Origin of the sequence: Paraburkholderia bryophila (genome assembly GCF_003269035.1) — a bacterium.
GTDB classification, from domain to species: domain Bacteria; phylum Pseudomonadota; class Gammaproteobacteria; order Burkholderiales; family Burkholderiaceae; genus Paraburkholderia; species Paraburkholderia bryophila.
Map to the genome: position 1 here is coordinate 1 of NZ_QLTK01000036.1, position 25,542 is coordinate 25,542.

The 25,542-nt window shown below is 63.2% G+C and carries 21 protein-coding genes and 1 pseudogene; 3 read left to right on the forward strand and 19 right to left on the reverse strand.

Going from position 1 to position 25,542, the window contains the following annotated elements; all coding sequences use genetic code 11:
• Positions 1-211: 211 nt before the first annotated feature.
• From BX591_RS31625 to BX591_RS31655, 7 genes are all read right to left on the reverse strand, one after another.
• Positions 212-1,510 carry a dienelactone hydrolase family protein gene (locus BX591_RS31625; RefSeq protein WP_111935254.1) on the reverse strand — a complete coding sequence of 433 codons (1,299 nt, stop codon included), beginning with the start codon at positions 1,508-1,510 and terminating at the stop codon, positions 212-214.
• 574 nt (positions 1,511-2,084) lie between these two features.
• Complete coding sequence (locus BX591_RS31630) at positions 2,085-2,534, reverse strand: YchJ family protein (RefSeq protein ID WP_111935308.1); 450 nt, start codon at positions 2,532-2,534, stop codon at positions 2,085-2,087.
• 41 nt (positions 2,535-2,575) lie between these two features.
• Positions 2,576-3,253, reverse strand: a complete 678-nt coding sequence (locus tag BX591_RS31635; RefSeq protein ID WP_111935255.1) for an SDR family oxidoreductase — start codon at positions 3,251-3,253, stop codon at positions 2,576-2,578.
• Between the two features lie 110 nt (positions 3,254-3,363).
• A complete protein-coding gene (locus BX591_RS31640; RefSeq protein WP_111935256.1) occupies positions 3,364-4,572 on the reverse strand; it encodes an acetyl-CoA C-acetyltransferase in 1,209 nt (402 codons plus the stop codon).
• A gap of 7 nt (positions 4,573-4,579) precedes the next feature.
• Complete coding sequence (can, locus tag BX591_RS31645; RefSeq protein ID WP_111935257.1) at positions 4,580-5,341, reverse strand: carbonate dehydratase; 762 nt, start codon at positions 5,339-5,341, stop codon at positions 4,580-4,582.
• Between the two features lie 94 nt (positions 5,342-5,435).
• Positions 5,436-7,265: a bifunctional isocitrate dehydrogenase kinase/phosphatase gene (aceK, locus tag BX591_RS31650; RefSeq protein WP_111935258.1), complete on the reverse strand. Its 1,830-nt coding sequence runs from the start codon at positions 7,263-7,265 to the stop codon at positions 5,436-5,438.
• A 79-nt stretch (positions 7,266-7,344) separates the two neighbouring features.
• On the reverse strand, positions 7,345-7,749 hold the full coding sequence (locus BX591_RS31655; protein ID WP_111935259.1) for a MerR family transcriptional regulator: 405 nt from the start codon (positions 7,747-7,749) through the stop codon (positions 7,345-7,347).
• A 232-nt stretch (positions 7,750-7,981) separates the two neighbouring features.
• On the opposite strand from BX591_RS31655, the gene BX591_RS31660 reads away from it, so the two are divergent.
• On the forward strand, positions 7,982-9,055 hold the full coding sequence (locus BX591_RS31660; protein ID WP_111935260.1) for an MBL fold metallo-hydrolase: 1,074 nt from the start codon (positions 7,982-7,984) through the stop codon (positions 9,053-9,055).
• Positions 9,056-9,140: 85 nt separating this feature from the next.
• Here the strand turns inward: BX591_RS31660 and BX591_RS31665 are convergent, their stop codons facing one another.
• The 5 genes from BX591_RS31665 to argS all read right to left on the reverse strand — a co-directional run bounded on the left by BX591_RS31665 (position 9,141) and on the right by argS (position 15,387).
• The gene (locus tag BX591_RS31665) at positions 9,141-10,727 is read right to left on the reverse strand and encodes an ABC transporter substrate-binding protein (RefSeq protein WP_111935261.1); all 1,587 of its coding nucleotides are present in this window, start codon (positions 10,725-10,727) and stop codon (positions 9,141-9,143) included.
• A 392-nt stretch (positions 10,728-11,119) separates the two neighbouring features.
• Positions 11,120-11,893, reverse strand: coding sequence for an SDR family oxidoreductase (locus BX591_RS31670; RefSeq protein ID WP_111935262.1), 774 nt, complete (start codon positions 11,891-11,893; stop codon positions 11,120-11,122).
• Positions 11,894-11,908: 15 nt separating this feature from the next.
• Positions 11,909-12,547, reverse strand: coding sequence for a thiol:disulfide interchange protein DsbA/DsbL (locus BX591_RS31675; RefSeq protein WP_111935263.1), 639 nt, complete (start codon positions 12,545-12,547; stop codon positions 11,909-11,911).
• 175 nt (positions 12,548-12,722) lie between these two features.
• The gene (locus BX591_RS31680) at positions 12,723-13,535 is read right to left on the reverse strand and encodes an SPOR domain-containing protein (RefSeq protein ID WP_111935264.1); all 813 of its coding nucleotides are present in this window, start codon (positions 13,533-13,535) and stop codon (positions 12,723-12,725) included.
• A 61-nt stretch (positions 13,536-13,596) separates the two neighbouring features.
• Positions 13,597-15,387: an arginine--tRNA ligase gene (argS, locus tag BX591_RS31685; protein ID WP_111935265.1), complete on the reverse strand. Its 1,791-nt coding sequence runs from the start codon at positions 15,385-15,387 to the stop codon at positions 13,597-13,599.
• A gap of 433 nt (positions 15,388-15,820) precedes the next feature.
• Between argS and BX591_RS31690 the strand changes: the two genes are divergently transcribed.
• Positions 15,821-16,147 (forward strand): DUF1840 domain-containing protein, encoded by a 327-nt coding sequence (locus BX591_RS31690; RefSeq protein WP_111935266.1) that lies wholly within the window; start codon positions 15,821-15,823, stop codon positions 16,145-16,147.
• A gap of 70 nt (positions 16,148-16,217) precedes the next feature.
• Here the strand turns inward: BX591_RS31690 and BX591_RS31695 are convergent, their stop codons facing one another.
• The 7 genes and pseudogenes from BX591_RS31695 to BX591_RS31725 form a co-directional block, all read right to left on the reverse strand.
• A complete protein-coding gene (locus BX591_RS31695; RefSeq protein WP_111935267.1) occupies positions 16,218-16,427 on the reverse strand; it encodes an acid-shock protein in 210 nt (69 codons plus the stop codon).
• A gap of 164 nt (positions 16,428-16,591) precedes the next feature.
• Positions 16,592-19,318, reverse strand: a pseudogene (gene metH, locus BX591_RS31700) (methionine synthase); the annotation flags it as partial.
• Positions 19,319-19,407: 89 nt separating this feature from the next.
• Positions 19,408-20,478, reverse strand: coding sequence for a homocysteine S-methyltransferase family protein (locus BX591_RS31705; RefSeq protein ID WP_111935269.1), 1,071 nt, complete (start codon positions 20,476-20,478; stop codon positions 19,408-19,410).
• Between the two features lie 250 nt (positions 20,479-20,728).
• Positions 20,729-20,986 (reverse strand): BTH_I0359 family protein, encoded by a 258-nt coding sequence (locus tag BX591_RS31710; protein ID WP_007179533.1) that lies wholly within the window; start codon positions 20,984-20,986, stop codon positions 20,729-20,731.
• A gap of 118 nt (positions 20,987-21,104) precedes the next feature.
• A complete protein-coding gene (locus tag BX591_RS31715; RefSeq protein ID WP_111935270.1) occupies positions 21,105-21,893 on the reverse strand; it encodes an alpha/beta fold hydrolase in 789 nt (262 codons plus the stop codon).
• 188 nt (positions 21,894-22,081) lie between these two features.
• Positions 22,082-23,329 (reverse strand): DUF3108 domain-containing protein, encoded by a 1,248-nt coding sequence (locus BX591_RS31720; protein ID WP_111935271.1) that lies wholly within the window; start codon positions 23,327-23,329, stop codon positions 22,082-22,084.
• A 73-nt stretch (positions 23,330-23,402) separates the two neighbouring features.
• Positions 23,403-24,323 carry an IclR family transcriptional regulator gene (locus tag BX591_RS31725; protein WP_111935272.1) on the reverse strand — a complete coding sequence of 307 codons (921 nt, stop codon included), beginning with the start codon at positions 24,321-24,323 and terminating at the stop codon, positions 23,403-23,405.
• 126 nt (positions 24,324-24,449) lie between these two features.
• On the opposite strand from BX591_RS31725, the gene BX591_RS31730 reads away from it, so the two are divergent.
• Complete coding sequence (locus BX591_RS31730; RefSeq protein WP_111935273.1) at positions 24,450-25,433, forward strand: fumarylacetoacetate hydrolase family protein; 984 nt, start codon at positions 24,450-24,452, stop codon at positions 25,431-25,433.
• The last annotated feature ends 109 nt before the right edge of the window (positions 25,434-25,542 follow it).

The window sequence follows — 25,542 nt, forward strand, 5'->3', positions numbered from 1 at the left end:
CCGCTGAATAGCGTTTCATCTTCCATTCGCTGTCCGCCCTCCATCTTTACACTAATCGGTTCGGCTGAGGCGACAACTAGCCTGACATGGAGGGCCGCAAAGAAAGTGAGTGCCGCCCCGCACAGGGGCAACGCTAATAGACCACCGTGACATCAAGGAAAGGCCAACAAGTCAGACCAACCAACCAAAAAGCACCAAGCAGGCACCGCTCTCACTCCCGACTAGCAATAGCCCGCCGCACCTCAGCGCCAGAAGCCGCCCCCGCCCCGGAACCGGAACCCTCACCCCCACTAGCCGTCTGCGAAGACCGATCCCCCCAAACAACAGAGTTATCGACCGCATACAACCGACAAGGCGCGACGCTCTGCTTCTGACAATTAGCCACAGCAACCGAATCAGGATCATCCCCACCTTCAGCCCACGACCACGCCCCAGAATCAGAAACAGCAAACGCCCGACTCGGATACTGACGCAAGAAATTCCGATACCCATTCCGCCCGGCTTCATCGACATACGGCACGGCATCGACCGCATCGACCGCAGCAAACCCACTCGCCTTAGGCGCAGAAGGATCCTCGACCCGATATTGCACCCCCGTCGGCATTCCGACCTGCGCAAGGAACGCCTCGACCGCCGGCCACCACACATGCACGCCGTCACGATCGCCAACCAGTCGATGCGCGTCGTTCTTGTAGTTGCCGAAATCCACCATCTTCGCGCTCGCGCCATGCGCGCCGTACGCGGCATACATGCCCGCCACCAGCGGCGCATTCCACACCGAATCGTTATCGCCGTACATCCACAGCGACGGCACGTGGGTCTTCTCGCCGTACGCGCCGAACGCCCGCGTCAGATTGCCCTGCCAGTCCTTGCATGCATCCTGCCGCAAGCCACCCGAGAAATTGATCAACGCCCGCACGCCCGGCGCGGCCTCGGGGCCGTAAGCCATCGTCGCCAGGCCGCCATGCGACGTGCCCGCCACCACGATATGCGACGCATCCACGTACGGTTGCTTCGACATGAAATCGATCGTCGCGGCGACATCGCCGGCCTGGCCAACGCCGTTGCGCTCGACATCGCAACCGTCCTGTTGATACACGCCGTCCGAATGGCCAAAGCCCTGGCGGTTCGGCGCCACCACCACGTAGCCGCGACGCACGAACTCGCGCGCGAACGGCAGCGGGTCGCTGCGTTCCTGCGTGCGCGGATCGCCGGGAATCTTGCCGTGGTTGAAGACGATCATCGGAAACGGACCTGCGCCGTCCGGTTTGTAAATCGTCGTTTCGAGCGTGACCGAGCCGGCAGCGTCGACCGGTACGCGAATGATCTGTTCGTTCAGTCCCGCGGTGGGCAGATAGACGTCGTCGTCGAGGGCAATGCGCGGCACGTGCGCGCGGGTCAAGGGGCCAGCCTGGGTGTCGGCGAGCGGGTCGGCATGCGCGAGTGCAACCGCGCACGTGGCCGTTGCACACATCACCGCACACTTCGTCAGAATCTTGCCGAACACCATTGACGCACCTGCCTCAAAATCCTGCCCTGAACACCGTGGTGTTTGTCTATCGAATTGACCGCTGACAGTTTCCTTTCAGCTTGTTTCGACACACAAAAATACACTCGCGTACGTTATGCGCCAGGCGCACGCACGCTAATCGAGATCGCACGGGATGAACCCAAACGGCCGACGCGACCCCACGCGCCGATGATGAGCGCCACGGTTGCTGCCGAGACTGCCGCCGGACCCACACTATCTGGTGCCCGGCAGAGCGCCCTGCGCATTTTGCGGAGTGGTATGAATCCTCTCTCGCAACGTGACGTCATGAAGCTACGACCTCATCCTGGCACGACAATTTTGTTTTGTGCAATCAAGGAGAACCCGCGACGAAAAAATTGCCGCCCGCCAATCGGGCTGCCAGATGCCGCGAAACGCAGTCCTTGCGGGTGTCTGGCTGTGCGAAGCAATCCGAGTCGTCATGTATGTTGTCGTGCTGAGCCAACACGAAAAAAAAGGGCCCTCATACAGGGCCCTATGTGAACACGGTGAAAACTGCGCTGCTGCGCCGCGTAAGGCGCTGAAAGGTTACGGACTATTCGCTCACGTCGCCGTCGACATAGCGCCAACGGCTATCCTCGCCACGGACAAAGCGGCTCAGTTCGTGTAGCCGATGCGCGCGCCCATTCACCTTGTATCGTGCAGTGAATTCGACGGTGGCATGACCGTTGTCAGTCTCGGCGAACGCCTTGATCTGCAGTCCGAGCCAGCGCGGGGCGTCGGGCGCGGCCGGGTCGACGTCGAGGTCGGCGGGGCAGGTCTGCGGCGCCCAGGTGGCGCGCAGATAATCCGTTGCGCCCACAACATACGCGCTATAGCGCGAGCGCATCAGTTCGAGCGCGCGCGGCGCTGCTTCGCCAGCGTCGATATAGCGACCGCAGCACTGCGCGAAGCGGGGCGCTTTGGCGCCGCTGCCTTGATCGGGAGCGGTGCCCCCGCAAGGGCAGTCGAGCGGTCGTTGCGTCGGCAACAATGATTTATTCATCAGACTTTCAACCTGATCCGCAGCATCATGAATCTGTCCCTTCACCAGTCGAGCGGTGTGCCGTCGTATTGATAGAAACGGCCGTTGAACTCTTCGTGCATGGCCGCGGCCTGCGCGAGCACTTCGCGCATACCGGTGACGCTGCGCGCCGGCTCGATCGCGGCCTGAGCGCCGCCCATGTCGGTGCGCACCCAGCCCGGATGCAACGAGACGCAGGTCGCGCGGCGCGCTTCGAGCGACGCGAGTTTCAGCGCGTCGTTCAAGGCCGCCTTGCTCGCGCGATACAGCCAGCCGGCCGTACCGCTCGCGTCGCCGATGCTGCCCATCTTGCTGGAGATCACCGCGAACACGCCGCCGGCGTCCTCGACGAGCGGTAGCAGCAGCGGCATCAATTGCATCGGACCACGCACGTTGGTATGCATCACATGGTCGAAGTCTTTGGCGGAGATTGCTTCGATGCCTTCGGTGTTCGGGCCGTACACGCCCGACACCACGATGGCCGCATCGAGTCGTTCTCCGTCGAGCTGCGCGCCGAGCTCGGCGATGTCTTCTTCCGAGGTGATGTCGACGGAAAAAGTCTCGGCGCCGAGCGCGTTCAATGCGTCGAGCGCGGCGCCGTCGCGCGCGGTGGCGAGCACGCGCCAGCCGCTCTTTTTGTACTGCCGGACAAACTCCTGGCCGATGCCGCGCGACGCACCGACGATCAACACTGATTTCATCGACTCACCTCGATTCTTCGAATGCCGCAATGAATGCCGCAATGAATGCCGCAATGAATGCCGCAGCGAATGCCGCAGCGAATGCCGCAGCGAATGCGGCAAGCCACGCGTTAAACCAGTTCAACGCCCATCGCGGTCGCTTCGCCGCCGCCGATGCACAGCGTCGCCACGCCACGCTTCAAACCGCGCTTCTTCAACGCGCCGATCAGCGTTACCAGAATCCGCGCGCCAGATGCGCCGATCGGATGGCCCAGCGCGCAGGCGCCGCCGTTCACGTTGACCTTCTCGTGCGGCAGATGGTGCTCCTTCATGGCGGCCATCGTCACCACGGCGAACGCTTCGTTGACTTCGAACAGATCGACTTCTTCCGCGCGCCAGCCGTTCTTCTCGAACAGCTTGCGGATCGCGCCGACCGGCGCGGTGGTGAACTTCGCCGGTTCCTGCGCGAAGGTCGAGTGGCCGACCACGCGCGCGATCGGTTCGACGCCGAGGCGCTTCGCGGTCGACTCGCGCATCATCACGAGCGCGGCGGCGCCGTCGGAAATCGACGACGAATTCGCCGCCGTCACCGTGCCGGTTTTGCTGAACGCGGGCTTGAGCGTCGGAATCTTGTCGAGGTTCGCTTTGAACGGCTGTTCGTCGTGGTCGACGGTCACTTCGCCTTTGCGGCTTTCCAGTTTCACCGGCGCGATTTCCCAGTCGAACGAACCGTCTTCGTTCGCGCGCTTCGCCCGGTTGAGCGACTCGATCGCGAACGCGTCCTGCGCTTCGCGCGTGAAGTCGAACGACGCCGCGCATTCCTCGGCGAAGGTGCCCATCAGACGGCCTTTTTCGTAGGCGTCTTCGAGGCCGTCGTAGAACATGTGATCGATCACCTGGCCGTGACCCATGCGCATGCCGCCGCGCGCCTTGGGCAACAGATACGGCGCGTTCGTCATGCTCTCCATGCCGCCCGCCACGATCACGTCGACGGAACCGGCGGCCAGCATGTCGTGCGCGAACATCGCCGCGCGCATGCCGGAGCCGCACATCTTGTTGACAGTCGTGCTGCCGGTGCTCAGCGGCAAGTGCGCGCCCAACGCGGCTTGCCGTGCCGGCGCCTGGCCGAGGCCGGCGGGCAGCACACAGCCCATCACCACTTCGTCGATCTGCTCGGGCTTGAGTCCCGCGCGCTGCACCGCGGCTTCGATGGCGATCGAACCGAGTTGCGGTGCGGTGAGCGACGCGAAGTCGCCCTGGAAAGCCGCCATCGGCGTGCGGGCTACGCCCACGATGACGATCGGATCGTTCTGCGTCGGGTTCATATTTGTCTCGCTCATGCTTGCCTCACTCATGTTTAAGCTCCTTGATCACACCTTCGACGATCGCCGGTACGTCGCCGTGCCGGGCCGCGTCGTTGTCTTCCTTGTACGCACCGCCGGCCGCGACGGCCGCGATGCAATCCTTGTAGGTCGCCTCGAGCGTGGCTGCGTCGCCGATCGCCATGCCGAGGTTGCGTACCTTGCCGTCGTGCACGCCATACACCCAGCCGTGCACGGTGAGTTCCTGGCCGCGCGCCCACGCGTCGTTGACGATGGTGGTGCGGCACACGTTCATCACCTGTTCGATCGTGTTCAGTTCGACCAGACGACGGTGGCGCGCCTCGCCGAGCGGCCAGTCTTCGAGTAGCGCCGCATGCTTGCTGCGCACGTCCTGCACGTGATGCAACCAGTTGTCCGCGAGACCCACGCGCCGGCCGTGCAGCGCCGCGCCGACGCCCGAGCAGCCGTAGTGGCCGACCACCATGATGTGCTTGACCTTGAGCAGATCGACGGCGAACTGGATTACCGACAGACAGTTCAGATCGGTGTGCACCACCACGTTGGCGATGTTTCTGTGCACGAACACTTCACCCGGCGGCAGGCCGATGATCTGGTTGGCGGGCACGCGTGAATCGGAGCAGCCGATCCACAGGTATTCAGGCGTTTGCTGATGCGCGAGACGCGAGAAATACTCGGGGTCTTCGGACAGCTTGCGGGTGACCCACGCGTCGTTGTTGTCGAACAGATGCGCGAGCGGGTGGGAAGACGGATTGGCTTTCGTGTTCATGGTGTGTCTGGGCGTTTGCTCGACCGATGGACCGGCCGGTGTCGTTGCGTGAAATCAGGACGAGGCATTCGGTGCGACGTTCAGCGCGTGCGTTTTACGCGACGCGTACGCTGGGTTCGTCGGCTGAAGCATCCGGTGCGAACGAGGCCGCCTCGGCGAAGCGCTCCGGATAGCGGACGCAGAAGCGCTCGCTGCCTTCGTACGGGAAAAAGTCGGGCAGTTCGCCTTTCAGTAGATGATCCTTGTGCCGTTGCCACAACGTGGGCTCGAAGAAATCCGCGTGATGCTGCATGAAGGAGCGGCGCACGCGTGGGTCGCCGAGCAGGAACGTGCCGTATGTTTCCGGAAAAATGTCGTGCGGGCCGACCGAGTACCACGGCTCGCCCGACATTTCGTCCTCTTCGTAACGTGGCGGCGGCACCGCGCGCACGTTGCAGTCGGTCAGATATTCGATTTCGTCATAGTCGTAAAACACGACCCGGCCGTGACGCGTCACGCCGAAGTTCTTGTACAGCATGTCGCCGGGAAAGATGTTGGCCTGCATCAGTTCCTTGATCGCATTGCCGTACTCCTTGATGCCGTGCTCGACGTCCTGGTCCGTGCCGTTCTGCAGGAACAGGTTGAGCGGCACCATGCGGCGCTCGATATACATATGGCGGATCACGAGGTTGTCGCCGTCGTATTCGATCAGCGACGGCACTTCCTTTTCGAGTTCGCGCACGAGTGCTTCGTCGAGCCGCGAACGCGGCAACGCGACGCTCGAATATTCGAGCGTGTCGGCCATGCGGCCCAGACGATCGTGCCGTTTGACGAGCTGATACTTTTCCTTGATCTTCGCGCGAGTGGTTTCCTTCGGCGGCGGGAAGTGGTCTTTGATCAGCTTGAACACATACGGAAACGACGGCAGCGTGAACACCAGCATCACGAGCCCCTTGATGCCGGGCGCGATGATGAACTGATCGCTCGAATGCGACAGGTGATGCAGCAGATCGCGATAGAACAGATTCTTGCCCTGCTTTTGCAGACCCACCGACGTGTAGATTTCCGCCTTCGGCTTGCCCGGCATGATCGTGCCGAGAAACGCCACGTACGCGGATGGCACTTCCATATCGACCAGAAAGTACGAATGCGAAAAGCTGAAGATGATCAGCAACTGGTCGCGCTTGAGCAGCACGGTGTCGAGCGCAAGCACGCCGGGCTTCACATGGCGCAAAGGCACCGCGAACGGCAGCAGCAGATCGCCGTTGATGATCCGCCCGACGATATACGCCGACTTGTTTCGGTAGAACAGCGACGACAGCACGTGAATCTGGAAATTGGGCGCTTCGTCGAACACGCCGAACGCGTCGTGGATGGTCTGCATCACGCAACTCACGTCGCGCTTCAGGTCTTCGAACGGCGGCTCCAGCTGGAAATTCGTGACGACGCGTTCGAGCGTGGCGGCGAGGCCGTCCTTGCCGGGGTAGTACGCGCGATAAGTGGGCTTCGCGGCCGGTTCGTCGTTCTCGATGTATTCGGTCGAAATCGCCGGGCGCACGAAGATGAAGTCGTTATTGAAGTACGAGCGGTGCAGGATCTTGCAGCACACGGAATTAAAGAAGGTTTCCGCGCACTCGGGCTGGCGGTGCGTGGTCAGCAGGCCGATGTAGTGCAGCTTGATCTGCTGCCACACTTCGTCGTCGATGTTCTCGGCGTCGTACTCGTCTTCGAGCAGCTCGACGCATTCCTCCACACGCTCGTCGTACGAGGTAATGCGTTCTCGTGCGAGCGTTTGCAGGCCATGCCAGTCTGCGTTTTCGAACAGCGTCTTGGCGTGGATCGCGGCGTCGCGAAAGATCCGATAGTGCCGGTCGAATCCTTCGAGCATGGTCTGCGCAACGTCAAAGCCGATTTGCGACGACAGCAATTTGGGGAAGTGATTCATGTCGACCGTGCATTCGTCTCATGTCGTGAAGACACCCGGGATGACTTCGACCGGGTGGGCCCGCAATACATCGCCACACTCATGCGCGGCTGGTTGCGCGTGTGCCGTTTTCCAGCAGCACGCGCGCCTGCGCTTCGTATTGCGCAAGGTCTTCGAGCGTTGCGTTCAGATCTTCCAGCTGACGTTCGAGCACGTCGCGATGCCGCGCCACCGTGGCGAGAAACGCGTGCAATTGCGGCACGGTGTCGGTGGGCGATTCGTACACGTCGAGCAGATCGCGAATCTCCGACAGCGTGAAGCCGAGCCGTTTGCCGCGCAGTGTGAGCTTCAGGCGCGTGCGGTCGCGCGCCGAGTAGACGCGCCGCAGACCGCTCGATCCTTCACGGCTCGGCGAGAGTAAACCCTGGTCTTCGTAAAAGCGGATCGCGCGCGGCGTGACGTCGAATTCCCGGGCGAGCTCGGTGATCGTGAATTGCGTGTTCATCGGGGCATCCCGTGGCCGGGCAGAAAATCGGATTGGACGATAGAATCGACGTTTACGTTATCGTCAACTTGAGATGAACGCAACACCTGTAAAAACCTGGTAGAAACCCCGCAGTAACCTGGCAATAACCCGCAGCAAACACGGCGCACTACGGCACGAGCGTGCCGCAACCACGCCGCCCGGCATCGCACACCTCGCCATGCTGGACGACCGACGGAGGAAGACACCCCCAATGAATGCACTCGAACATCAACTCGACTACCCGTTCAACGACACGCTGCCGGACCCCGGCCACGCGCTGGAAGTCGCGCCCGGCGTGTTCTGGCTACGCATGCCGCTGCCGTTCGCGCTGGACCACATCAACCTCTGGCTGCTGCGCGACGAGATCGACGGTCAGCAGGGCTGGACGGTGGTGGACTGCGGCATTACGTCGGACACGATCAAGGCGAACTGGGAGACAGTGTTCGACACGGTGCTCGACGGCCTGCCGGTGTTGCGCGTGATCGTCACGCATTGCCATCCGGACCACATCGGTCTCGCGCACTGGATTTGCACGGGCGGCGACAAGCAACGCTGGGACGTGCGGCTGTGGATGACCCTCGGCGAATACATGCAGGCACGCGTAATGGCGGCCGGCGACGGCTCCAACGCGGGCGGCGACGGCGCGGCACGGCACTTCGCGCGACACGGCGTGACCGATGAAGAGTCGCTCGACAAACTGCGCAACCGCAAAAGCTATTACGCGAGTCTGGTGCCGGCGATTCCGGGGCAGTATCGGCGCTTGCGTGAAGCCGATGGCGTGAAGATCGGCGGTAAGACGTGGCATGTGGTGACGGGTTTCGGTCATTCGCCGGAACACTGCGCGCTGTACTGCGAAGAGACTGGTGTGCTGATTTCCGGCGACATGGTGCTGCCGCGAATTTCGACCAATGTGTCGGTGTTCGATATCGAACCGGAGGGGACGCCGCTCGCGTTGTACCTGGAATCGCTCGGCCGCTACGAGACGATGCCGGAAGACACGCTGGTGTTGCCGTCGCATGGCAAGCCGTTTCGCGGCGTGCGCACGCGTATCCAGCAGTTGCGCGAGCATCACGACGCGCGCCTGACGGAAGTGCGCGAGGCTTGCGCGGAGAAGCCGCAAAGCGCCGCGGACATCGTACCGCTCATGTTCAAGCGCCAGTTGGATATCCACCAGATGACGTTTGCAATGGGCGAGGCGCTCGCGCATTTGCATCTGCTGTGGCTCGCGGGCGAGTTGAAGCGAGAGCAGGGTGGGGATGGGGTGATCCGGTTTTCGCCGGTCTAAAGGCGATAGTGAGTCGACAAAAAAGCCCGGTGCGTTTCGAACGCAACCGGGCTTTGCTTTTATTCGCCTCTGAAAACCAGCAGCCTTACTGCACCGCCACCGTCCCAAAGTTCTGCCGTCCAAACGGACTCACGTGATAGCCGCTCACGTTCGTGCGCGTAATCGCCGACGCAGTCGGATATCCGAGCGGAATCCACAGCGCCTGATCGTGAATGATCTGCTGCGCCTGTTCATACGCTTTCGCGCGTTTCGCCTTATCCGGCGTCGACTTGCCGTCGGCGATCAGCTTGTCCAGGTCCTGATCGCAGAAGCGCGCGAAGTTGATGCCCGACTTCACCGCATTGCAGCTAAAGAGCGGCGACAGGTAGTTGTCCGGGTCGCCGTTGTCGCCGGCCCAGCCCATGAACAGCGAATCATGCTGGCCTTGTTTGGCCTGCTTGATCAACTCGCCCCATTCGATCACCTTCACCTCCGCCTTCACGCCGATCTTCGCGAAGTCCGCCTGCAGCAGTTCGGCGCCGGCCTTCGGGTTCGGATTCAGCACGCTGCCGTTCGGACGTACCCAGATCGTCGTTTCGAAGCCGTTCGGATAGCCCGCGTCGGCGAGCAGTTTCTTGGCCTTGACCGGGTCGTACGGCCACGGCTTCACGGCCTTGTCGTAGCTCCACGTGTTCGGCGGATACGGGTTTACGGCCGGCGTCGCGGTGTTGTCGAATACCGTCTTCAGATACGTGGTGCGGTCGAACGCCATGTTCAGTGCGGCGCGCACCTTCTGGTTGTCGAGCGGCTTCTTCTGCGTGTTCAACGCGACGAACGCCGTCATGAACGCGGGCGTTTGCACGATGGCGAGCGACTTGTCGGTCTTCGCGTCGGCGAGATCCTGCGGCTTCGGCGACAGCGCGATCTGGCATTCGCCCGCTTTCACTTTCTGCGCCCGCACCGTGGCGTCCGGCGTGATCGCGTAGATCAGGCGGTCGATCTTCGGCTTCGGCCCCCAGTAGGTCGGGTTGACGTCGTAACGGATCACCGCGTCTTTCGTGTAGCTCTTCAACTCGAACGGGCCGGTGCCGATCGGCTTCGCGTTCAGATCGGCCTGCTTGCCGGCCTTGAGCAACTGGTCGGCGTATTCAGCCGAATAGATCGACGCGAAACCCATTGTCAGGATCGACACGAAGGTCGCGTCCGGCGCGTTCAGTTCGAATTTGACGGTGTTGTCGTCGACCTTGCTGACCGACTTGATCAGCTTCGGCAGGCCCATCGACTGCGCATGCGGGAAGCCGCTCGCGCCCGCCACCTTATGCCACGGATTGCTGTCGTTGAGCATGCGGTCGAATGTGAAGACGACGTCGTCGGCATTCAGCGCGCGGGTGGGCTTGAAGTAGTCGGTGGTCTGGAACTGCACGTTCGGGCGCAGATGGAACGTGTAGGTGAGGCCGTCGGCGCTCACGTCCCACTTGTCGGCTAGCGACGGCTCCACCTTCTTCGTGGCCTCGTCGTACGAGACCAGTGAGTTGAAAATCACGTCGGCCGACGCATTGGTCGTGACGAGCGAGTTGAACTGCACGACGTCGAAGCCGTCGGGGCTCGACTCGGTGCAGACGGTCAGCGGTTTGGCGAGCACGAGCGCGGGCGCCGTGAACAGTACGGCGGCAGCGAGCAGTTTGAAGCGCATAGGATCTCCCATAACAAGCGCAGTCAGGCAGTGCGTCTGGTTGTGTGGTTATGTTCCGTTGACGAGGGTGGCCGGCGTAGCCGCCGTCTTTATTGTGATACGTTTCCGGCGCTGGCGCATGACGCAGATAATGCCGCCCATGCGCGGGTGAGCCTGCGCGAAAGCTTATCGAAGGGTGGTTGCGGCGACAACAACTTAATCCGCATATCCATATGGAGCGGGCGCTGCGCTGGGGGTTTAGCCGTGCGGCGCAATGCGCGTGCGAGGGCGCCCTAAGGCGTGCGGCGGGGCGTGGCGAGATATGACGACGCCCACGAGCCAGGGCTCTTGAGCGACATTGCAGAAGGGAAGCGTGCGGCGCCGGTTGCATCGGCCGCACGGGGTGATCGGTCTTACTCGGTAGCGGCGCGCGGCTTGCGCGGCGCGCGCTCGAACGCGCGGTCGTAGAGCCAGCGCGGCATGACATGCAGCAGCATCGCGACGATACGCATCTGCCACGGGAACACCGCAAACGCCGTTTGACGTTCGACCGCGTTCGCTACCTTCACCGCGAAACGGTCGGCGTCCATCAGGAACGGCATGGTGTACGGATTGTGGTCGGTCATCGGCGTGCGGATGTAGCCGGGCGCGATGGTGACGACGCCGACGCCCTGCGGCCGCATCTCGACGCGCAATGCTTCCAGATACTTGAGCGCGGCCGACTTCGACGCGCTATACGCGCCGGAGCCCGGTAAACCCCGCACGCTGGCGACGCTGGCAATCCCGACCAGGGTCCCTTTCTTCGCGGCGACCATGGCGGCGGCGAACGGCTCGAACGTGGCGACCATGCCGAAGTAATTGATGTCCATCACTTCGCGGAAGGTGCGCAGATCGCCGTGTCCGGTGACCGCACCGCGGCTGATGCCGGCATTGGCGATCACGACATCCGGTAGGCCGTATTGCGCAATGAATTGCGCGGCCGCTTCGGCGAGCGCTTCGGCGTCGCGCACGTCGACGGCATAGACCGCGACGGCATTCTTTGGATGGGACTGCTGGAACGCGGCGAGGGCGTCGCCGCGACGGGCGACCAGGCCGAGAATCGCGCCGCGCTGCGCATATTCGGCAGCGAGGGCGAGGCCGATGCCACTCGAGGCGCCGGTAATGAAAACCTTCAGCGGTGAACTCATTCCGGCGCCTCGCCTTTACATCTTCTTGGCGCGGATTTGCGCGACCAGGTAGTCCAGCACCTGGATCGTGCCCGGCAGGCTGTTGGTCTGAGCCGGGCCGGTTTCATACTTGCCCTGAACGGCCAACGTCGGCACGCCGTCGATCTTGTAGTCGTTCATCAGCTTCGTGTCTTTCTGCAACGCGCTTTGCGTCGAGAACGAGTTGTACGCGTCCATGTACTTCTTCGGATCGACGCCGTTCTTCGCGAGGAATTTGGCCTGATCTTCCGGCGTCAGCAGATAGTCTTTGTTGACGTGGATTTCGTTGAAGACCTTCGGCGTGAGCTGTTGCGCGAGGCCGAGCGCGTCGAGTGCGTGATACATCTTCGAATGCGGCACGAAGTCGTCGCGGAAGGCGACCGGCACGCGCTTGAACACGACGTCCGGGCCTTGCTTCTTTACCCATGCTTCGAGGTACGGGTTGAATTCGTTGCAGTGCGGGCAGCCGTACCAGAAGAATTCGGTCACTTCGATCTTGCCGGCCGGTTCGTCGGTCGGTTGCGGCGTGGCCAGCACGGTGTAGTCCTTGCCGGACACCGGTGCGGCCGGCGCCGCTTGAGCTGTGGCGGCAACGAGGCCCAGCGAGAGGAACAGAATGCTCAGCAGTTTTTTCATGTCGTGTTGACCCAGAGTAGGCGGTAAAGCGGCGGCGCCACGCAAATGCCCGTCACCGCTTTTCATTGTCGGCGTTGGGACGTTTTCAAACGTCCGTCGTGTTTGTGACACGCGCCGCACGCCGATGGTTCGGCGGCGGCGCGTTCCGGCAAATCACCGTGTCTTTATGGTTGGCTTATTGCTTCGTAAAACGGATCACGGCGGTGTCGACGCCTGCGTCGGATAGACGCTGACGGCTCGAATTCATGTCCTCGAACTTCGAGAACGGCCCGATCCGCACGCGATAGTACGTCACCCCGCCCGCATCGCGCTGCGTGACCTTCGACTCGAAGCCCTGGAAGGCGAGACGCGCGCGTTGCTGTTCGGCGTCGGCCGAGGTCTTGTACGCGCCCACTTGCAGGAAGTAGCCGGTGTTCGCGTCGCCCGGAGCTGGCGCCGCCGTCGCGCTGGAACCCGGCTTGGCGTTGTTGGCGGTTGCCGTGCCGGGTGCCGGTGCGCTGGACGCCTGCGGCTTCTTCGCCGGTGCGGTGGGCGCGCCGTTGCCGTTGTCCTGCGCGGGCTTCGGTGCGACCGCCACGCCGTTCGGGTTGGCGTTCGTGCCGTTGGTGCCGTTCGTGCTGTTAGCCGGCGGCACTTCGACGATCTGCGGCTCTTCCAGCATGCCCGACTGCGTCTGCGAATTGGTCTGGCCCGGCGCGGTATTCGGCGGCGCCGGTTGCGCGGCTTGCGGCACCGGTTGGCCCGGCGTCTTGCCTTGCAGCGGACGGTTCGGATCGTATTGCGCCTGGCTCGCGCTGGAGTCGGACGCCGCGGGCGGCGCCACCTTCGAGACGAACGGCGTAGGCGCACGGGTGATATACAGCGCCACCACTACCGCGATCGCAAGGCCGACGATCAGGCCCAGCACGATGCCGAGAAAAGTGCCCCCGGTTTGTTTCGATTGCTTTGTTGTGCGGCGTGGTTTTGCCATCGTATGAATCACCTGCAAAAAGAATCCTGGAACGGCCGCCGATTATAACGACGGCCGCATGCATGTTACGGCGGAGGACTTACATCTTGACGGGAGCGGAGACGCCAATCACGGCGAGACCGTTGGCCAGCACTTGACGCGTGGCCGCGAGCAGCGCGACGCGGGCGTTGCGCTCGGCCGCGTCGTCGACCAGCACGCGCTCGGCCCGGTCATTGTAGAACGAGTGGAATTCCCCGGCGAGGTCGCGCAGATAGAACGCGACCGCGTGCGGCGCGAGTTCGTCGGCGGCGTGTTGCAGCATGTCCGGGAATTCGGCGAGCTTGTTCAACAGCGCCATGGCGCGTTCGCTGGTGAGCGGGGACACGTCCACCGAGGCGAGCGTGGTTTCGTCCGTGTTGTAGCGCGACTTGCATTCGGCGAGCACCGAGCAGATGCGCGCGTGTGCGTACTGCACGTAATGCACGGGGTTTTCGTCGTTCTGCTTGAGCGCAAGGTCGATGTCGAACACGAATTCCGTATCCGCCTTGCGCGAGATCAGGAAGAACCGCACGGCGTCGCGGCCGCGGCGAATCGTTTCCTCGTCGATCAGGTCGACGGCGGTTTCCGAGCCCGGCGTCGCGCCGCCCGACCATTCGATCAGGTCGCGCACCGTCACGTAGCTGCCGGCGCGCTTGGAGATCTTCACCTCTTCGCCGTTGCGCATGACCGTGACCATCTTGTGCAGGATGTAGTCGGGATAGCCCTTCGGAATGCCGATGCCCAAGCCTTGCAAGCCGGCGCGTACGCGCGCGATCGTGCCGTGGTGGTCCGAACCCTGAATGTTGATGACCTTGGTGAAGCCGCGTTCCCACTTGGCGACGTGATAGGCGACGTCCGGCACGAAGTACGTGTAGGTGCCGTCGGTCTTGCGCATCACGCGGTCTTTGTCGTCGCCGTCGTCTGTGGTGCGCAGCCACAGCGCGCCTTCCTGCTCGTAGGTCTTGCCGGCGGCGACCAGCGCCTCGACCGTCTTTTCGACCCGGCCTTCCGTGTACAGCGACGACTCCAGGTAGTACTGGTCGAACTTCACGCCGAATGCCTGCAAGTCCATGTCCTGCTCGCGGCGCAGATACGCCACCGCGAAACGGCGGATCGCTTCGAAATCCTCGACGTCGCGCGCGCCGGTTACCGGCTCGCCGTCGCTCGCGGCGACCGTGGCGCCGGCCAGATAGTCTTTGGCGATTTCGGCGATGTACTCGCCGTTGTAGGCCGACGCCGGCCAGCCCGCGTCGCCGGGGGCGATGCCGCGCGCGCGCGCCTGGGTGGACAGCGCGAGCGTCTGGATCTGCACGCCAGCGTCGTTGTAGTAGAACTCGCGGTGCACGTCCCAGCCTTGCGAGGCCAGCACGTTGGACAGCGCATCGCCGAGCGCCGCCTGACGGCCGTGGCCGACGTGCAGCGGGCCGGTCGGGTTGGCCGACACGAATTCGATCAGGACGTGTTTGCCGGCGTCGCGCTGCGAGCGGCCGAACGCGCTCTGCTCGGCGAACACGGCGGCGATGACCGCCTGCTTCGCGGCGGCGGCCAGACGCAGGTTGATGAAGCCGGGGCCGGCCACTTCAGCGGCTTCGACGAGACCTTGGGCGAGCGGCTGCGCGAGCAGTGCGTCGACGATCTGTTGTGCGAGCTGGCGCGGATTCGCGCGCAGCGGTTTGGCGAGCTGCATGGCCACGTTGCACGCGACGTCGCCGTGCGCGGCGACCTTGGGGCGTTCCAGCGTGATGGTGGGCGAGACGAAAGCGGCTTCGGTCGCGCCTTGCGAGGCTTCAGCGACCTGCTTTACCGTGTCGGCGAGCAGGGTTTCGAGGGTCTGTTTGTGTGCAGGCAGCATGCTTGTTGCGAGTCCAGTGAGGCAATCCGGTGATGCGGAAGAGGCGTCGGCCGTGCCCGTGCAGCAGGCGCAGCCGGTCCGTCAGAAGCGTGGAAAGCGGCGCGGCGCCCATTGCGGCAATTCGCTCGCAACGATCGCGCGGTCAGGCACGTTGCCTGCAACAGTCAGGCATGATGCACAGCGGCTCGCGGCGGTCGACCGGCGCGGCAGCCTGGTGAGCGATCGCGCCACGTTCGCCCTGCCTGGCCGTGCACGGCCAGAGGCGGCGCGCTTTTCCGTTCAGACGGATTTTAGCAGGTGCTAATATGTTCAATGAGATGCCCAGCAAGGGCCGTGGCCGCCGCGCCTGCCTGGCGAGTCAACGTAACGCGCGCCGGCGCCGCTTTCGAGCCGCCGGCACGTCAATCCAACATAACCAGAAAAGGGAACAGTCATGCTGATTACTTTCAAATGCCGCGCCGCGCCAGACGTCATGATGCTGGAGAATCTTGCACAGTATCTGGTCGGTATCGTCGGCAAACGCCTGGGTGAACGCGGCGTCATTACGCACGACGAACTCGGTTTGGCCATCGGCAAACTCGAAGCCGCCATCAACGTCGACAAGCAGGAACGCGCCGAACACGACGGCCATTTCCATGAAGGCGAAGACGGTCACGAGCATCACGAGATTCCGCCGGGCCTCGCGCAACGCGCGTATCCGTTCCTCGACATGCTGCGCGCGGCGCAGAAGGAAAACGCGGATATCGTCTGGGGTCTGTAGAAAAGAGCCCGCTCGAAGCGGGCTCTTTGTCATTCAAGGCCAGCGTTAGCCGGCTCCTGTCGCGCAGCGCTTACTGGCTGGCGGCGTCTGCCGGAGCCGCTTCCGGAGCCGACGCACCCTTCTTCACTTTCTTTTTCTTCGGTTTCTTGACGTGTTTCACGGTGGGCGGCGAATACGAGCTCACCGCGCTCGAGCCCGCCGGAGCGGCGGGCTGCGCCAGCGCCGCCGAAGCACCCACGGCCAGCGAAACAGCAGTCAACAACAGCGTCAGCTTCTTCATACGATTCTCTCCGTCGACGATTGCAATTAGATAAGCCGACGCGTTTTGGCCGCGTCTGGCTGGGTAAACCCAATTCAGTCTACAAAGCCGAAAATTACACTGCCGCAAATATTCAGCCTTTCAGACCCGATATAGTGGGTTTCCCGCCACGCTATGCAAAAGGCTTACAGCAAAGGCGCCAGAGCGCGCTCCGCATCCGTTTTCGACAACGCCATGCGGATTGCGTAATCCTCCAGTTGGTCCTGACCGATCTTGCCGACCGAGAAGTAGGTGCTGTCGGGATGCGCGAGATAGAAACCCGAGACGCTCGCCGCCGGCAGCATGGCCAGCGATTCGGTCACGCTCATGCCGATTTCGGTGGCTTGCAGCACGTCGAACATGTCGCGCTTGACCAGATGGTCCGGGCAGGCCGGATAGCCGGGCGCCGGACGGATGCCGTGATACTTCTCGGCGATCAGGTCGTCGTTCGACAGGGTTTCGGTGTTCGCATAGCCCCACAGATCGCGCCGCACGCGCGCATGCATCGCTTCGGCGAAGGCTTCGGCGAAACGGTCCGCGAGCGCCTTCAGCATAATCGCGCTGTAGTCGTCGTGATCCTTTTCGAACTGCTTTTCCTTCACGTCGACGCCGAGCCCCGCCGTGACCGCGAACATGCCGATGTAGTCGGCCACGCCCGATTCTTTCGGCGCGATGAAGTCGGCGAGCGAGCGGTTCGGCCGCATCACACCGTCCACCACCGGGCGCACACTCTGCTGGCGCAGATTGCGCCAGGTCAGCGCGACTTCCGAGCGCGATTCGTCCGTGTAGATTTCGATGTCGTCGTCGTTCACCGTATTGGCGGGCAGTAGCGCGATCACGCCGTTGGCCTGCAGCCAGCGGCCCTGGATCAGGCGCGAGAGCATCGACTTGCCGTCCGAAAACACGCGCCGCGCCGATTCGCCGACGATCTCGTCGTTCAGGATCGCCGGGTAGGGGCCGGCCAGGTCCCAGGTCTGGAAGAAAGGACCCCAGTCGATATAGTTCGCGAGTTCGCTCAGGTCGAAGTTTTTGAACACACGGCGGCCGATGAACTTCGGCTTGACCGGCTGGTAGCTCGCCCAGTCGACCTTGGTCTTGTTCGCGCGGGCTTCGGCGAGCGTGACCATCGGCGTGGCTTTGCGGTTGGCGTGCTGCAGGCGGATGCGGTCGTAGTCGGTTTTGAGCTCGTCGAGGTACTTCGCCGCGCCTTCATCGGACAGCAGGCTCGACGCCACCGACACCGAGCGCGATGCGTCCGGCACGTACACCACCGGCCCTTCGTAATGCGGTGCGATCTTCACCGCGGTGTGCACGCGCGAGGTGGTCGCACCGCCGATCAGCAGCGGAATCTTCTTGATGCGGAAGTAGTCGTCGCGCTGCATTTCCGAGGCGACATAAGCCATTTCCTCGAGGCTCGGCGTGATCAGCCCCGAGAGCCCGATGATGTCCGCGCCTTCGACCTTCGCCCTGGCGAGAATGTCGTTGCACGAGACCATCACGCCCATGTTGACCACTTCGAAGTTATTGCACTGAAGCACCACGGAAACGATGTTCTTGCCGATGTCGTGGACGTCGCCCTTGACGGTCGCGATGACGATCTTGCCCTTCGCGCGCACGTCGCCGCCGGCCTCCGCGAGCAGGCGTTTTTCTTCCTCGATGAACGGGATCAGGTGCGCGACCGCCTGCTTCATCACGCGCGCCGACTTGACGACTTGCGGCAGGAACATCTTGCCCTGACCGAACAGGTCGCCGACGATGTTCATGCCGTCCATCAACGGGCCTTCGATCACGTTGATCGGGCGACCGCCGGTGGCCGCGATCTTCGCGCGCACTTCTTCGGTATCTTCGACGATGAAGTTGGTGATACCGAGCACCAGCGCATGCGCGAGACGCTTCTCGACCGGCTGGTTGCGCCACTCGAGGTTCTCTTCTTTCTTCGCGGCGCCGGTCTTGAACTTGTCGGCGATTTCGAGCAGCCGGTCGGTGCCGTCTTCACGGCGGTTCAGCACCACGTCTTCGACACGTTCGCGCAACTCCGGGTCGAGGTCGGCATACACGCCGAGCTGGCCCGCGTTGACGATGCCCATGTCCATGCCGGCCTGAATCGCGTGGTAGAGGAACACGGTGTGGATCGCTTCGCGCACCGGGTCGTTGCCGCGGAACGAGAACGACACGTTCGACACGCCGCCGCTCACCTTCGCGTACGGCAGGTTTTCCTTGATCCAGCGCGTCGCGTTGATGAAGTCGACCGCGTAGTTGTTGTGCTCTTCGATACCGGTGGCGATCGCGAAGATGTTCGGATCGAAGACGATGTCTTCCGGCGGGAAGCCGACTTCGTTCACCAGGAAGTCGTACGAGCGCTTGCAGATTTGCGTCTTGCGCTCGTAGGTGTCGGCCTGGCCTTGTTCGTCGAACGCCATCACGACGGCGGCCGCGCCGTAGCGGCGAATCAGGTTCGCGTGGTGGCGGAAGGCCTCTTCGCCTTCTTTCAGCGAGATCGAGTTGACGATCGCCTTGCCTTGCACGCACTTCAGGCCCGCTTCGATCACCTCCCATTTCGACGAGTCGATCATGATCGGCACGCGTGCGATGTCCGGCTCCGACGCGATCAGATTCATGAAGCGCACCATGGCCGCTTTCGAATCGAGCATCGCTTCGTCCATGTTGACGTCGATCACCTGCGCGCCGTTTTCGACCTGCTGGCGCGCGACCGCGATGGCGTCGTCGAACTGATCGTTCAGGATCATTCGCGCGAAGGCTTTCGAGCCGGTCACGTTGGTGCGCTCGCCGACGTTGATGAAGAGCGTGCCGGACGTGACGTTGAACGGCTCGAGGCCGGAAAGGCGCATGGTGTGATCGGTCATGGCGTGTGTGCGAGTCGATTGCGTGCGGTTAAGGTGCGTCTGCGAGTTGCTTCTGTTGCGGTGGCGAAGAGAGGCGGCCGAAGCTCAGGCCGCTGCTTTCACGCTGCGTCGCGGTATTGGGTCGGCCATTTGCGCGGCTTGATTTCAGCCAGTGCCTGAGCGATCGCCGCAATATGCTCCGGCGTCGTCCCACAGCACCCGCCCGCGATATTCACTAGCCCCGCCTGCGCGAACTCCTTCAACAAACCCGACGTATCCGCCGGCAATTCGTCGAAGCCCGTATCGCTCATTGGATTCGGCAAGCCGGCGTTCGGATAGCACGACACATAGGTGTCGCACAGCTTCGCCAGTTCGGCGATGTACGGGCGCATCAGCGCCGCGCCCAACGCGCAGTTCAAACCAAAGGTGAGCGGCTTCGCGTGACGCAGCGAGTTCCAGAACGCCTCGACGGTTTGCCCCGACAGAATGCGGCCCGATGCGTCGGTGACCGTGCCCGAGATCATGATCGGCAGACGCTCGCCGGTGTCCTCGAACAGTTCGTCCAGCGCGAACAGTGCGGCCTTCGCGTTTAGCGTATCGAAGATCGTCTCGACCAGGAACAGATCGCAGCCGCCGTCGAGCAACGCCTTGGCCTGCTCGTAATAAGCCGCGCGCAATTCGTCGAAGGTCACGTTGCGCGCGCCCGGATCGTTCACGTCCGGCGAAATGCTCGCGGTCTTCGGCGTCGGTCCGATCGCGCCGGCGACGAAGCGCGGCTTGTCAGGCGTCGAATATTTGTCGCAGGCGGCGCGCGCCAGCCTGGCCGATTCGAGATTCATTTCGATGGCGAGCTCTTCCATGCCGTAGTCGGCCTGGGCCACCGTGGTCGCACCGAACGTGTTGGTCTCGATGATGTCCGCCCCCGCCGCGAGGTATTGCTCATGAATCTCGCGGATGATCTGCGGCTGCGTGATCGAGAGCAACTCGTTGTTGCCTTTGATGTCGCGACCGTAGTCCTTGAAGCGCTCGCCGCGATAACGGGCTTCGTCGAGCTTGTAGCGCTGGATCATCGTGCCCATTGCGCCGTCCAGGATCAGGATGCGCGACTGGAGCAGCGCGGGCAGCGCCGCACCGCGCGTATAGGCGGCTTCGGAGCGGACTGGCGTGGCGGTTTGAGCAGGCTGGTTCATGGCGGACGAGGGCTTGCGCCGGGTTTGGCGGGAAACCTGTCATTGTAGCCGCTGCCGGGCGCACACGCCGGGCGCGGGCCGCACAGGCGATCTCGCCGTCGGAAAAGAAAACGGCCCAACAAGCCAAAAGCCTGATGGACCGCTTCATGAACTGCTGACCGCCTTGAAAGGGCCGCCGGGTGGGCCGACTGCTAAGCCGGACGGCGCGGTCGAAGATAGGTCGCCAAAAACGTTGATTCGAAGCTTGTGCTTAGTGAAGGATCACCGGTTGATGCATGAGGCTGTCGAACTGCCCGAGGAATTCGTCTACCTCGTCCAGCGACGGTTCCTCTTCGATCAGCTTCTGCACGTGCTCGCGAAACCGCGCCGCCATTGCGCCATCAATGTAGATCTCCCGCTGCATGTTTTTGTCCACGATCTCGTAGCCACCCGACTTCATGGCCAGCGGACCTTCCTGCGGCGGAAACTCGACGACGCAATAGTTGGGGCTGTTGTAGATCATTTGCATGGCGACACTCCTTATTTCCGTTGGCTCCTGGCCATTCCTGCGCCATAGGTTGGAGCGTGAGGGTGGAATTCAAGGGGTGGGTCCGGATTGACGCTTGTAAAAGTTCCGAACCTACCGGTTAGACCGGCCTTTCAAGAAACGTTTCAAGCAGTGCAGCAAAACGGTGAGATTGTTCGATGGGCGCGAGATGAGCGGCATCGAGCAGTTCGAAACGTGCGCCTTCGATGGCGTCTGCAATTGCCTGCGTATCAGCAGGCGGCGTGCCCGTGTCGTGCCGGCCCGCCACGGTCAATGTTGGGCAACGGATGGTTCCCAGCTTACTGCGTACATCGAAATCGCGCACCGCTTCGCACGCCATGGCGTAGCCTTCTGACAACGTATGGCCGAACACCTCGCGAATCGGCTCGACGGCTTCGGGATGTTCGCGTTGAAAGTCAGGTGTCAGCCAGCGATCCATGGTGGACGGTACCAGCGACGCCATGCCGCCCTCGCGGACGCTCGCGGCGCGTTGCTCCCACAGTGCGCGGCTTTCGGGCCGTGTGCCGCCGAACGTATTGGCCAACGTGAGGGTGTCGACGCGTAACGGGTGGTCGAGCGCGAACTGCTGCGCGATCATGCCGCCCATCGACATGCCGACCACGTGCGTGCTGGGCGCGCCGAGCGCATCGAGCAAGGTGGCGAGATCGTGCGACAGGTCGGCCATGCCGAAAGCCTCACGCGACAACGCCGTCTTGCCGTGGCCGCGCAGGTCGTAGCGCAGCACGGTGTAGTCGTCGCGGAAATAGCCGGCGAGCTGGTCCCACACCGAGAGGTCGCCACCGAGCTGATGAATGAACGTGAGCCACGGGCCGCCGCCCTCGTTGCTCAGCACATAGCGCGTCTCGATTCCGTTGATGTTCACTTGCATGCGGGCTCCTTGAAGGGATCGCAGTGGAAGGATCCATTGACGCGCGCTGCACAGCCTCGACCAGCCATCGACCTGATGGCTCAACAATATACGCAGCATCCGCGCGAATGGTTGCAGCAGTGTGTTGCGAGTTGGCAGCGTCGAAGAAGTTTCGCGGATTCATCGAGACTTCGCTCGAGACCGGCGTGTCAGGGCCTGATGATGCCGGGCGGGCTGCCGGGATCGGCAGGATTTGACGATTGGGACGGCGCGGCGTCGGGCGTTGCCGCCGATGGGCCAGGTGAAGCGCCAGGGTTGTCGTCGGCATTGTCGAGATTGAGCTTGCCGCGCCACACCAGTTCGAATTGCGTGCCGTTCGGTTCCGTCTGAACGATACGCGCGGGCAGCCAGCCGAGCGACGGCGCGAGCCATACGTCGATGCGACGCAAGTCGCCGTCGTGGCGCGGCAGGCGTTTGAAGTGACGCGTGTCGATGAAGCCTTGCGCCGTGCGGATGGTCTCGTCGCCGATCGTCTCGATGGGCCAGTTCTCGCCGCTGTCGTTGTCGACCACGAAGAATTGCCGCGTCACGCCGGGCTTATACGCGGCCGGGTCGCCGCGCACGAGGCTGGCGAGCTGCATCACCATGCTGAAGCGGTCCTGTGCGCCGTCGGGCAGCGGCAAGCTGGCCGGCGTGCGGGTGAAGGCGATTTTCTTGTCGCTGCGATTGAAGATGGCGATGTCTTCCGCGCGGCGGCCGCGCTTTTCGATGTATTGATCCGGCGCGAGGCCGAATGCGTCGATCCGCCCGTGGCTCGAATACACGAATGTGCCGACGAACGGCAAGGGCACCGACACCACCATTGCGTAGCTTTGCGCGTCGCTGGTCCAGTGGATTGTGCCGGGCTGGTTGCGCACGCCGTTGTAGAACGTGTCGTATTGCAACTCGCCGGAGGGCGGGACCGAAAACTTCACGCCTGGCGCCGCTTGCGAAGCGCTTGCGGCAGCGGGGGCGCTGGCCGTGCCGGCAGCCTTTCCCGCGGAGGCGTTCGCGGTCGTCGTACTGGAAGCGCTTGTGGCCCCGGTTGCGCTCGCGACGGTGTCCGACGCTGCCGCTGCCAGTGGCGCCTGCTTCGCCGGTTGCAACGCGGTCAGCACATGCTCGCGCGGTTTGCGCGCGGCGGCCCGTTGCGCGGGCGCCGGTGCGGGCGTAGGCGGCGCGGCGGCGACTGGGTTGCGTTCGATACGCTCCGGTGTCAGCAGCGCCACCTGCACGGGGACACGCTCCTGGTCCGGCGGATTCAGCGTGGCGCCGTTGCGCTCGACCCACTGGGCGGCGATCCAGTGCAGAACCGCCACGACCAGCAGCACGGCGATCCATCGGCCCACGCGCAGCGCGACGCGCGGTACGCCAGGCGGCGTGCGATCGGAACGTTGCGTGACGGAGGATAAAGCCATCGGCGGTTAAAGGTGTGCGAGCCAGGAATGTATAGGCCCACGCGCGCGAAGCGAGTTCACTAAAGCGGCCACATCAATTCCGCGCGTCGCGGGGCGTCGCACTATACCCTAGCTCGTACGACAGCTTTTGCGCGCAGTCGCGCAGCGCCAGATCGATCTCGCCGCCCCACCGGATATCGAACACGCCTTCGTGGCCCAACGCGATCAGGCCGAGCGCGAGGTCGCCCGTCGAGTCGAATACCGGCATGCAGAACGCGTGAATGGTGGGCAACAACATGCCTTCCACGCGCGCCGCCTGATGTTGCCGCACTTGCGCGAGCGTCTGTTCGACTTCGTCGCGGGTACGTGGTCCGCCCAAGTGCGCGGCGCGGCGCGCGTCGGCCAGTTCGCGTTCGAGCATCGCGGCGGTCTTGCTAACCGGCAGATACGCGGCGAACAGCAGGCCAGTGGCCGAACTGAGTAGCGGCATCACGTCGCCGAGTTTCAGTGACGCCTTCGCCGGATGACTCGATTCCATCCAGTGGACCATGGTCGGCCCCTGATTGCCCCAGACCGCAATGCCGACCGTCAGATCGAGCCGGTCACGCAATTCAGCGAGCGCTATACGCGCAAGCTTCACGCCGTCGACCCGCGCAAGCCGCGCGAGCCCAAGTTGCAACGCGAAGCCGCCCAGCTCGTAGCGGCCCGACAGCGGGTCTTGCGACACCACGCCCAGGCGCAGAAAACTCACCAGATAGCGGTGCGCCTTCGCCGGACTCATGCCGGCGCGCTGCGCGAGGTCGCGCAGCATCATCGCGCGGGTTTCGTGGGTCAGCACGTCGAGCAGGCGGAATCCGACTTCGATCGACTGGATGCCCGAGCGCAGTTTTTCTTCGCCGCCGTCCCCGGTTTCACCGCTTTCTTCGTCGATGTCGGTGAGTTCGGAGGCGGCATCGAGCGGTTCAGTCGTGCCCTGGTCGTTACGGATTGCGCCGGAGCGGGCGGTTGGAGGCATGAGCGGGGCGCCACGAGCGCGTTCAGAAGAGGTGTGAAAGGAGGAAAGCCGCAGGCACTTGGGCCGCGCCGATTCACCATCGTAGAATAGATTCCTTCTATCGTCACTAACACGGCTCATTCCCCTATGAAACTTGCCACGCTGAAGGACGGCACGCGCGACGGCCAATTGATCGTCGTGTCCCGCGACCTGCACACCGCGGCGATTGCCGATGCGATCGCGCCCACCATGCAGCGCGTGCTCGACGACTGGACCTTCTACGCGCCGCAACTGCACGATCTGTACGACGCGCTCAATCAGGGCCGCGCGCGCAACAGCTTCGCGTTCGACGCCAAAGACTGCATGGCGCCGCTGCCACGCGCGTTCCAGTGGGCCGACGGTTCGTCGTACGTGAATCATGTCGAGTTGGTGCGGCGCGCCCGCGGCGCCGAGATGCCGCCGGAGTTCTGGACCGATCCTTTGATGTATCAAGGCGGCAGCGACGATTTCATCGGTCCGAAAGACGACGTGCTGTGCGCGTCGGAGGCATTCGGCATCGACTTCGAAGCGGAAGTCGCCGCGATTACCACCGACGTGCCGATGGGCGCCACGCCCGATCAGGCGCTCAGAAGCGTGCGCCTGATCACGCTCGTCAACGACGTCTCGCTGCGCAATCTGATTCCCGCCGAACTCGCGAAGGGCTTCGGCTTTTTCCAGAGCAAGCCGGCCACGTCGTTCGCGCCGGTCGCGGTCACGCCGGACGAACTCGGCGAACATTGGCGCGACGGCCGCGTGCACCGGCCGATGATCGTTCATTGGAACAACAAAAAAGTCGGTCAACCGGACGCCGGCACCGACATGGTGTTTCACTTCGGCCAGTTGATCGCGCATGCGGCGAAAACCCGCAATCTGCGCGCGGGTGCGATCGTGGGTTCGGGCACGATCTCGAACAAGGACGCGAAGCGCGGCTATTGCTGTATCGCCGAGAAACGCTGCCTGGAAACGATCGAGCACGGTGCGCCGCAAACCGAATTCATGAAGTACGGCGACACCGTGAAGATCGAAATGTTCGACGAAGCGGGCAAGTCGATTTTCGGTTCGATCGATCAGGGCATCGCGCCGCTGGATTGATGGGTGGTTTTGCAAAGCGTTTTCGAAAGGGTTTCGCCCGATGCCGCCGCCCCAGCGCGCGGCTACACTGACTGGCGCGGCGGCGCGCCCGGGGTGGCGGCCTGCCGGT

Bases quoted from the DNA above. Each gene is read 5' to 3' on its own strand.
- BX591_RS31665 (WP_111935261.1), bottom strand. From the start codon at position 10,727: ATGCGCTTCAAACTGCTCGCTGCCGCCGTACTGTTCACGGCGCCCGCG.
- BX591_RS31730 (WP_111935273.1), top strand. From the start codon at position 24,450: ATGAAACTTGCCACGCTGAAGGACGGCACGCGCGACGGCCAATTGATC.
- BX591_RS31630 (WP_111935308.1), bottom strand. From the start codon at position 2,534: ATGAATAAATCATTGTTGCCGACGCAACGACCGCTCGACTGCCCTTGC.
- BX591_RS31635 (WP_111935255.1), bottom strand. From the start codon at position 3,253: ATGAAATCAGTGTTGATCGTCGGTGCGTCGCGCGGCATCGGCCAGGAG.
- BX591_RS31690 (WP_111935266.1), top strand. From the start codon at position 15,821: ATGCTGATTACTTTCAAATGCCGCGCCGCGCCAGACGTCATGATGCTG.
- BX591_RS31640 (WP_111935256.1), bottom strand. From the start codon at position 4,572: ATGAGCGAGACAAATATGAACCCGACGCAGAACGATCCGATCGTCATC.
- BX591_RS31715 (WP_111935270.1), bottom strand. From the start codon at position 21,893: ATGCAAGTGAACATCAACGGAATCGAGACGCGCTATGTGCTGAGCAAC.
- BX591_RS31725 (WP_111935272.1), bottom strand. From the start codon at position 24,323: ATGCCTCCAACCGCCCGCTCCGGCGCAATCCGTAACGACCAGGGCACG.
- aceK (WP_111935258.1), bottom strand. From the start codon at position 7,265: ATGAATCACTTCCCCAAATTGCTGTCGTCGCAAATCGGCTTTGACGTT.
- BX591_RS31695 (WP_111935267.1), bottom strand. From the start codon at position 16,427: ATGAAGAAGCTGACGCTGTTGTTGACTGCTGTTTCGCTGGCCGTGGGT.
- can (WP_111935257.1), bottom strand. From the start codon at position 5,341: ATGAACACGAAAGCCAATCCGTCTTCCCACCCGCTCGCGCATCTGTTC.
- BX591_RS31720 (WP_111935271.1), bottom strand. From the start codon at position 23,329: ATGGCTTTATCCTCCGTCACGCAACGTTCCGATCGCACGCCGCCTGGC.
- BX591_RS31625 (WP_111935254.1), bottom strand. From the start codon at position 1,510: ATGGTGTTCGGCAAGATTCTGACGAAGTGTGCGGTGATGTGTGCAACG.
- BX591_RS31660 (WP_111935260.1), top strand. From the start codon at position 7,982: ATGAATGCACTCGAACATCAACTCGACTACCCGTTCAACGACACGCTG.
- BX591_RS31710 (WP_007179533.1), bottom strand. From the start codon at position 20,986: ATGCAAATGATCTACAACAGCCCCAACTATTGCGTCGTCGAGTTTCCG.
- BX591_RS31670 (WP_111935262.1), bottom strand. From the start codon at position 11,893: ATGAGTTCACCGCTGAAGGTTTTCATTACCGGCGCCTCGAGTGGCATC.
- BX591_RS31705 (WP_111935269.1), bottom strand. From the start codon at position 20,478: ATGAACCAGCCTGCTCAAACCGCCACGCCAGTCCGCTCCGAAGCCGCC.
- BX591_RS31675 (WP_111935263.1), bottom strand. From the start codon at position 12,547: ATGAAAAAACTGCTGAGCATTCTGTTCCTCTCGCTGGGCCTCGTTGCC.
- argS (WP_111935265.1), bottom strand. From the start codon at position 15,387: ATGCTGCCTGCACACAAACAGACCCTCGAAACCCTGCTCGCCGACACG.
- BX591_RS31655 (WP_111935259.1), bottom strand. From the start codon at position 7,749: ATGAACACGCAATTCACGATCACCGAGCTCGCCCGGGAATTCGACGTC.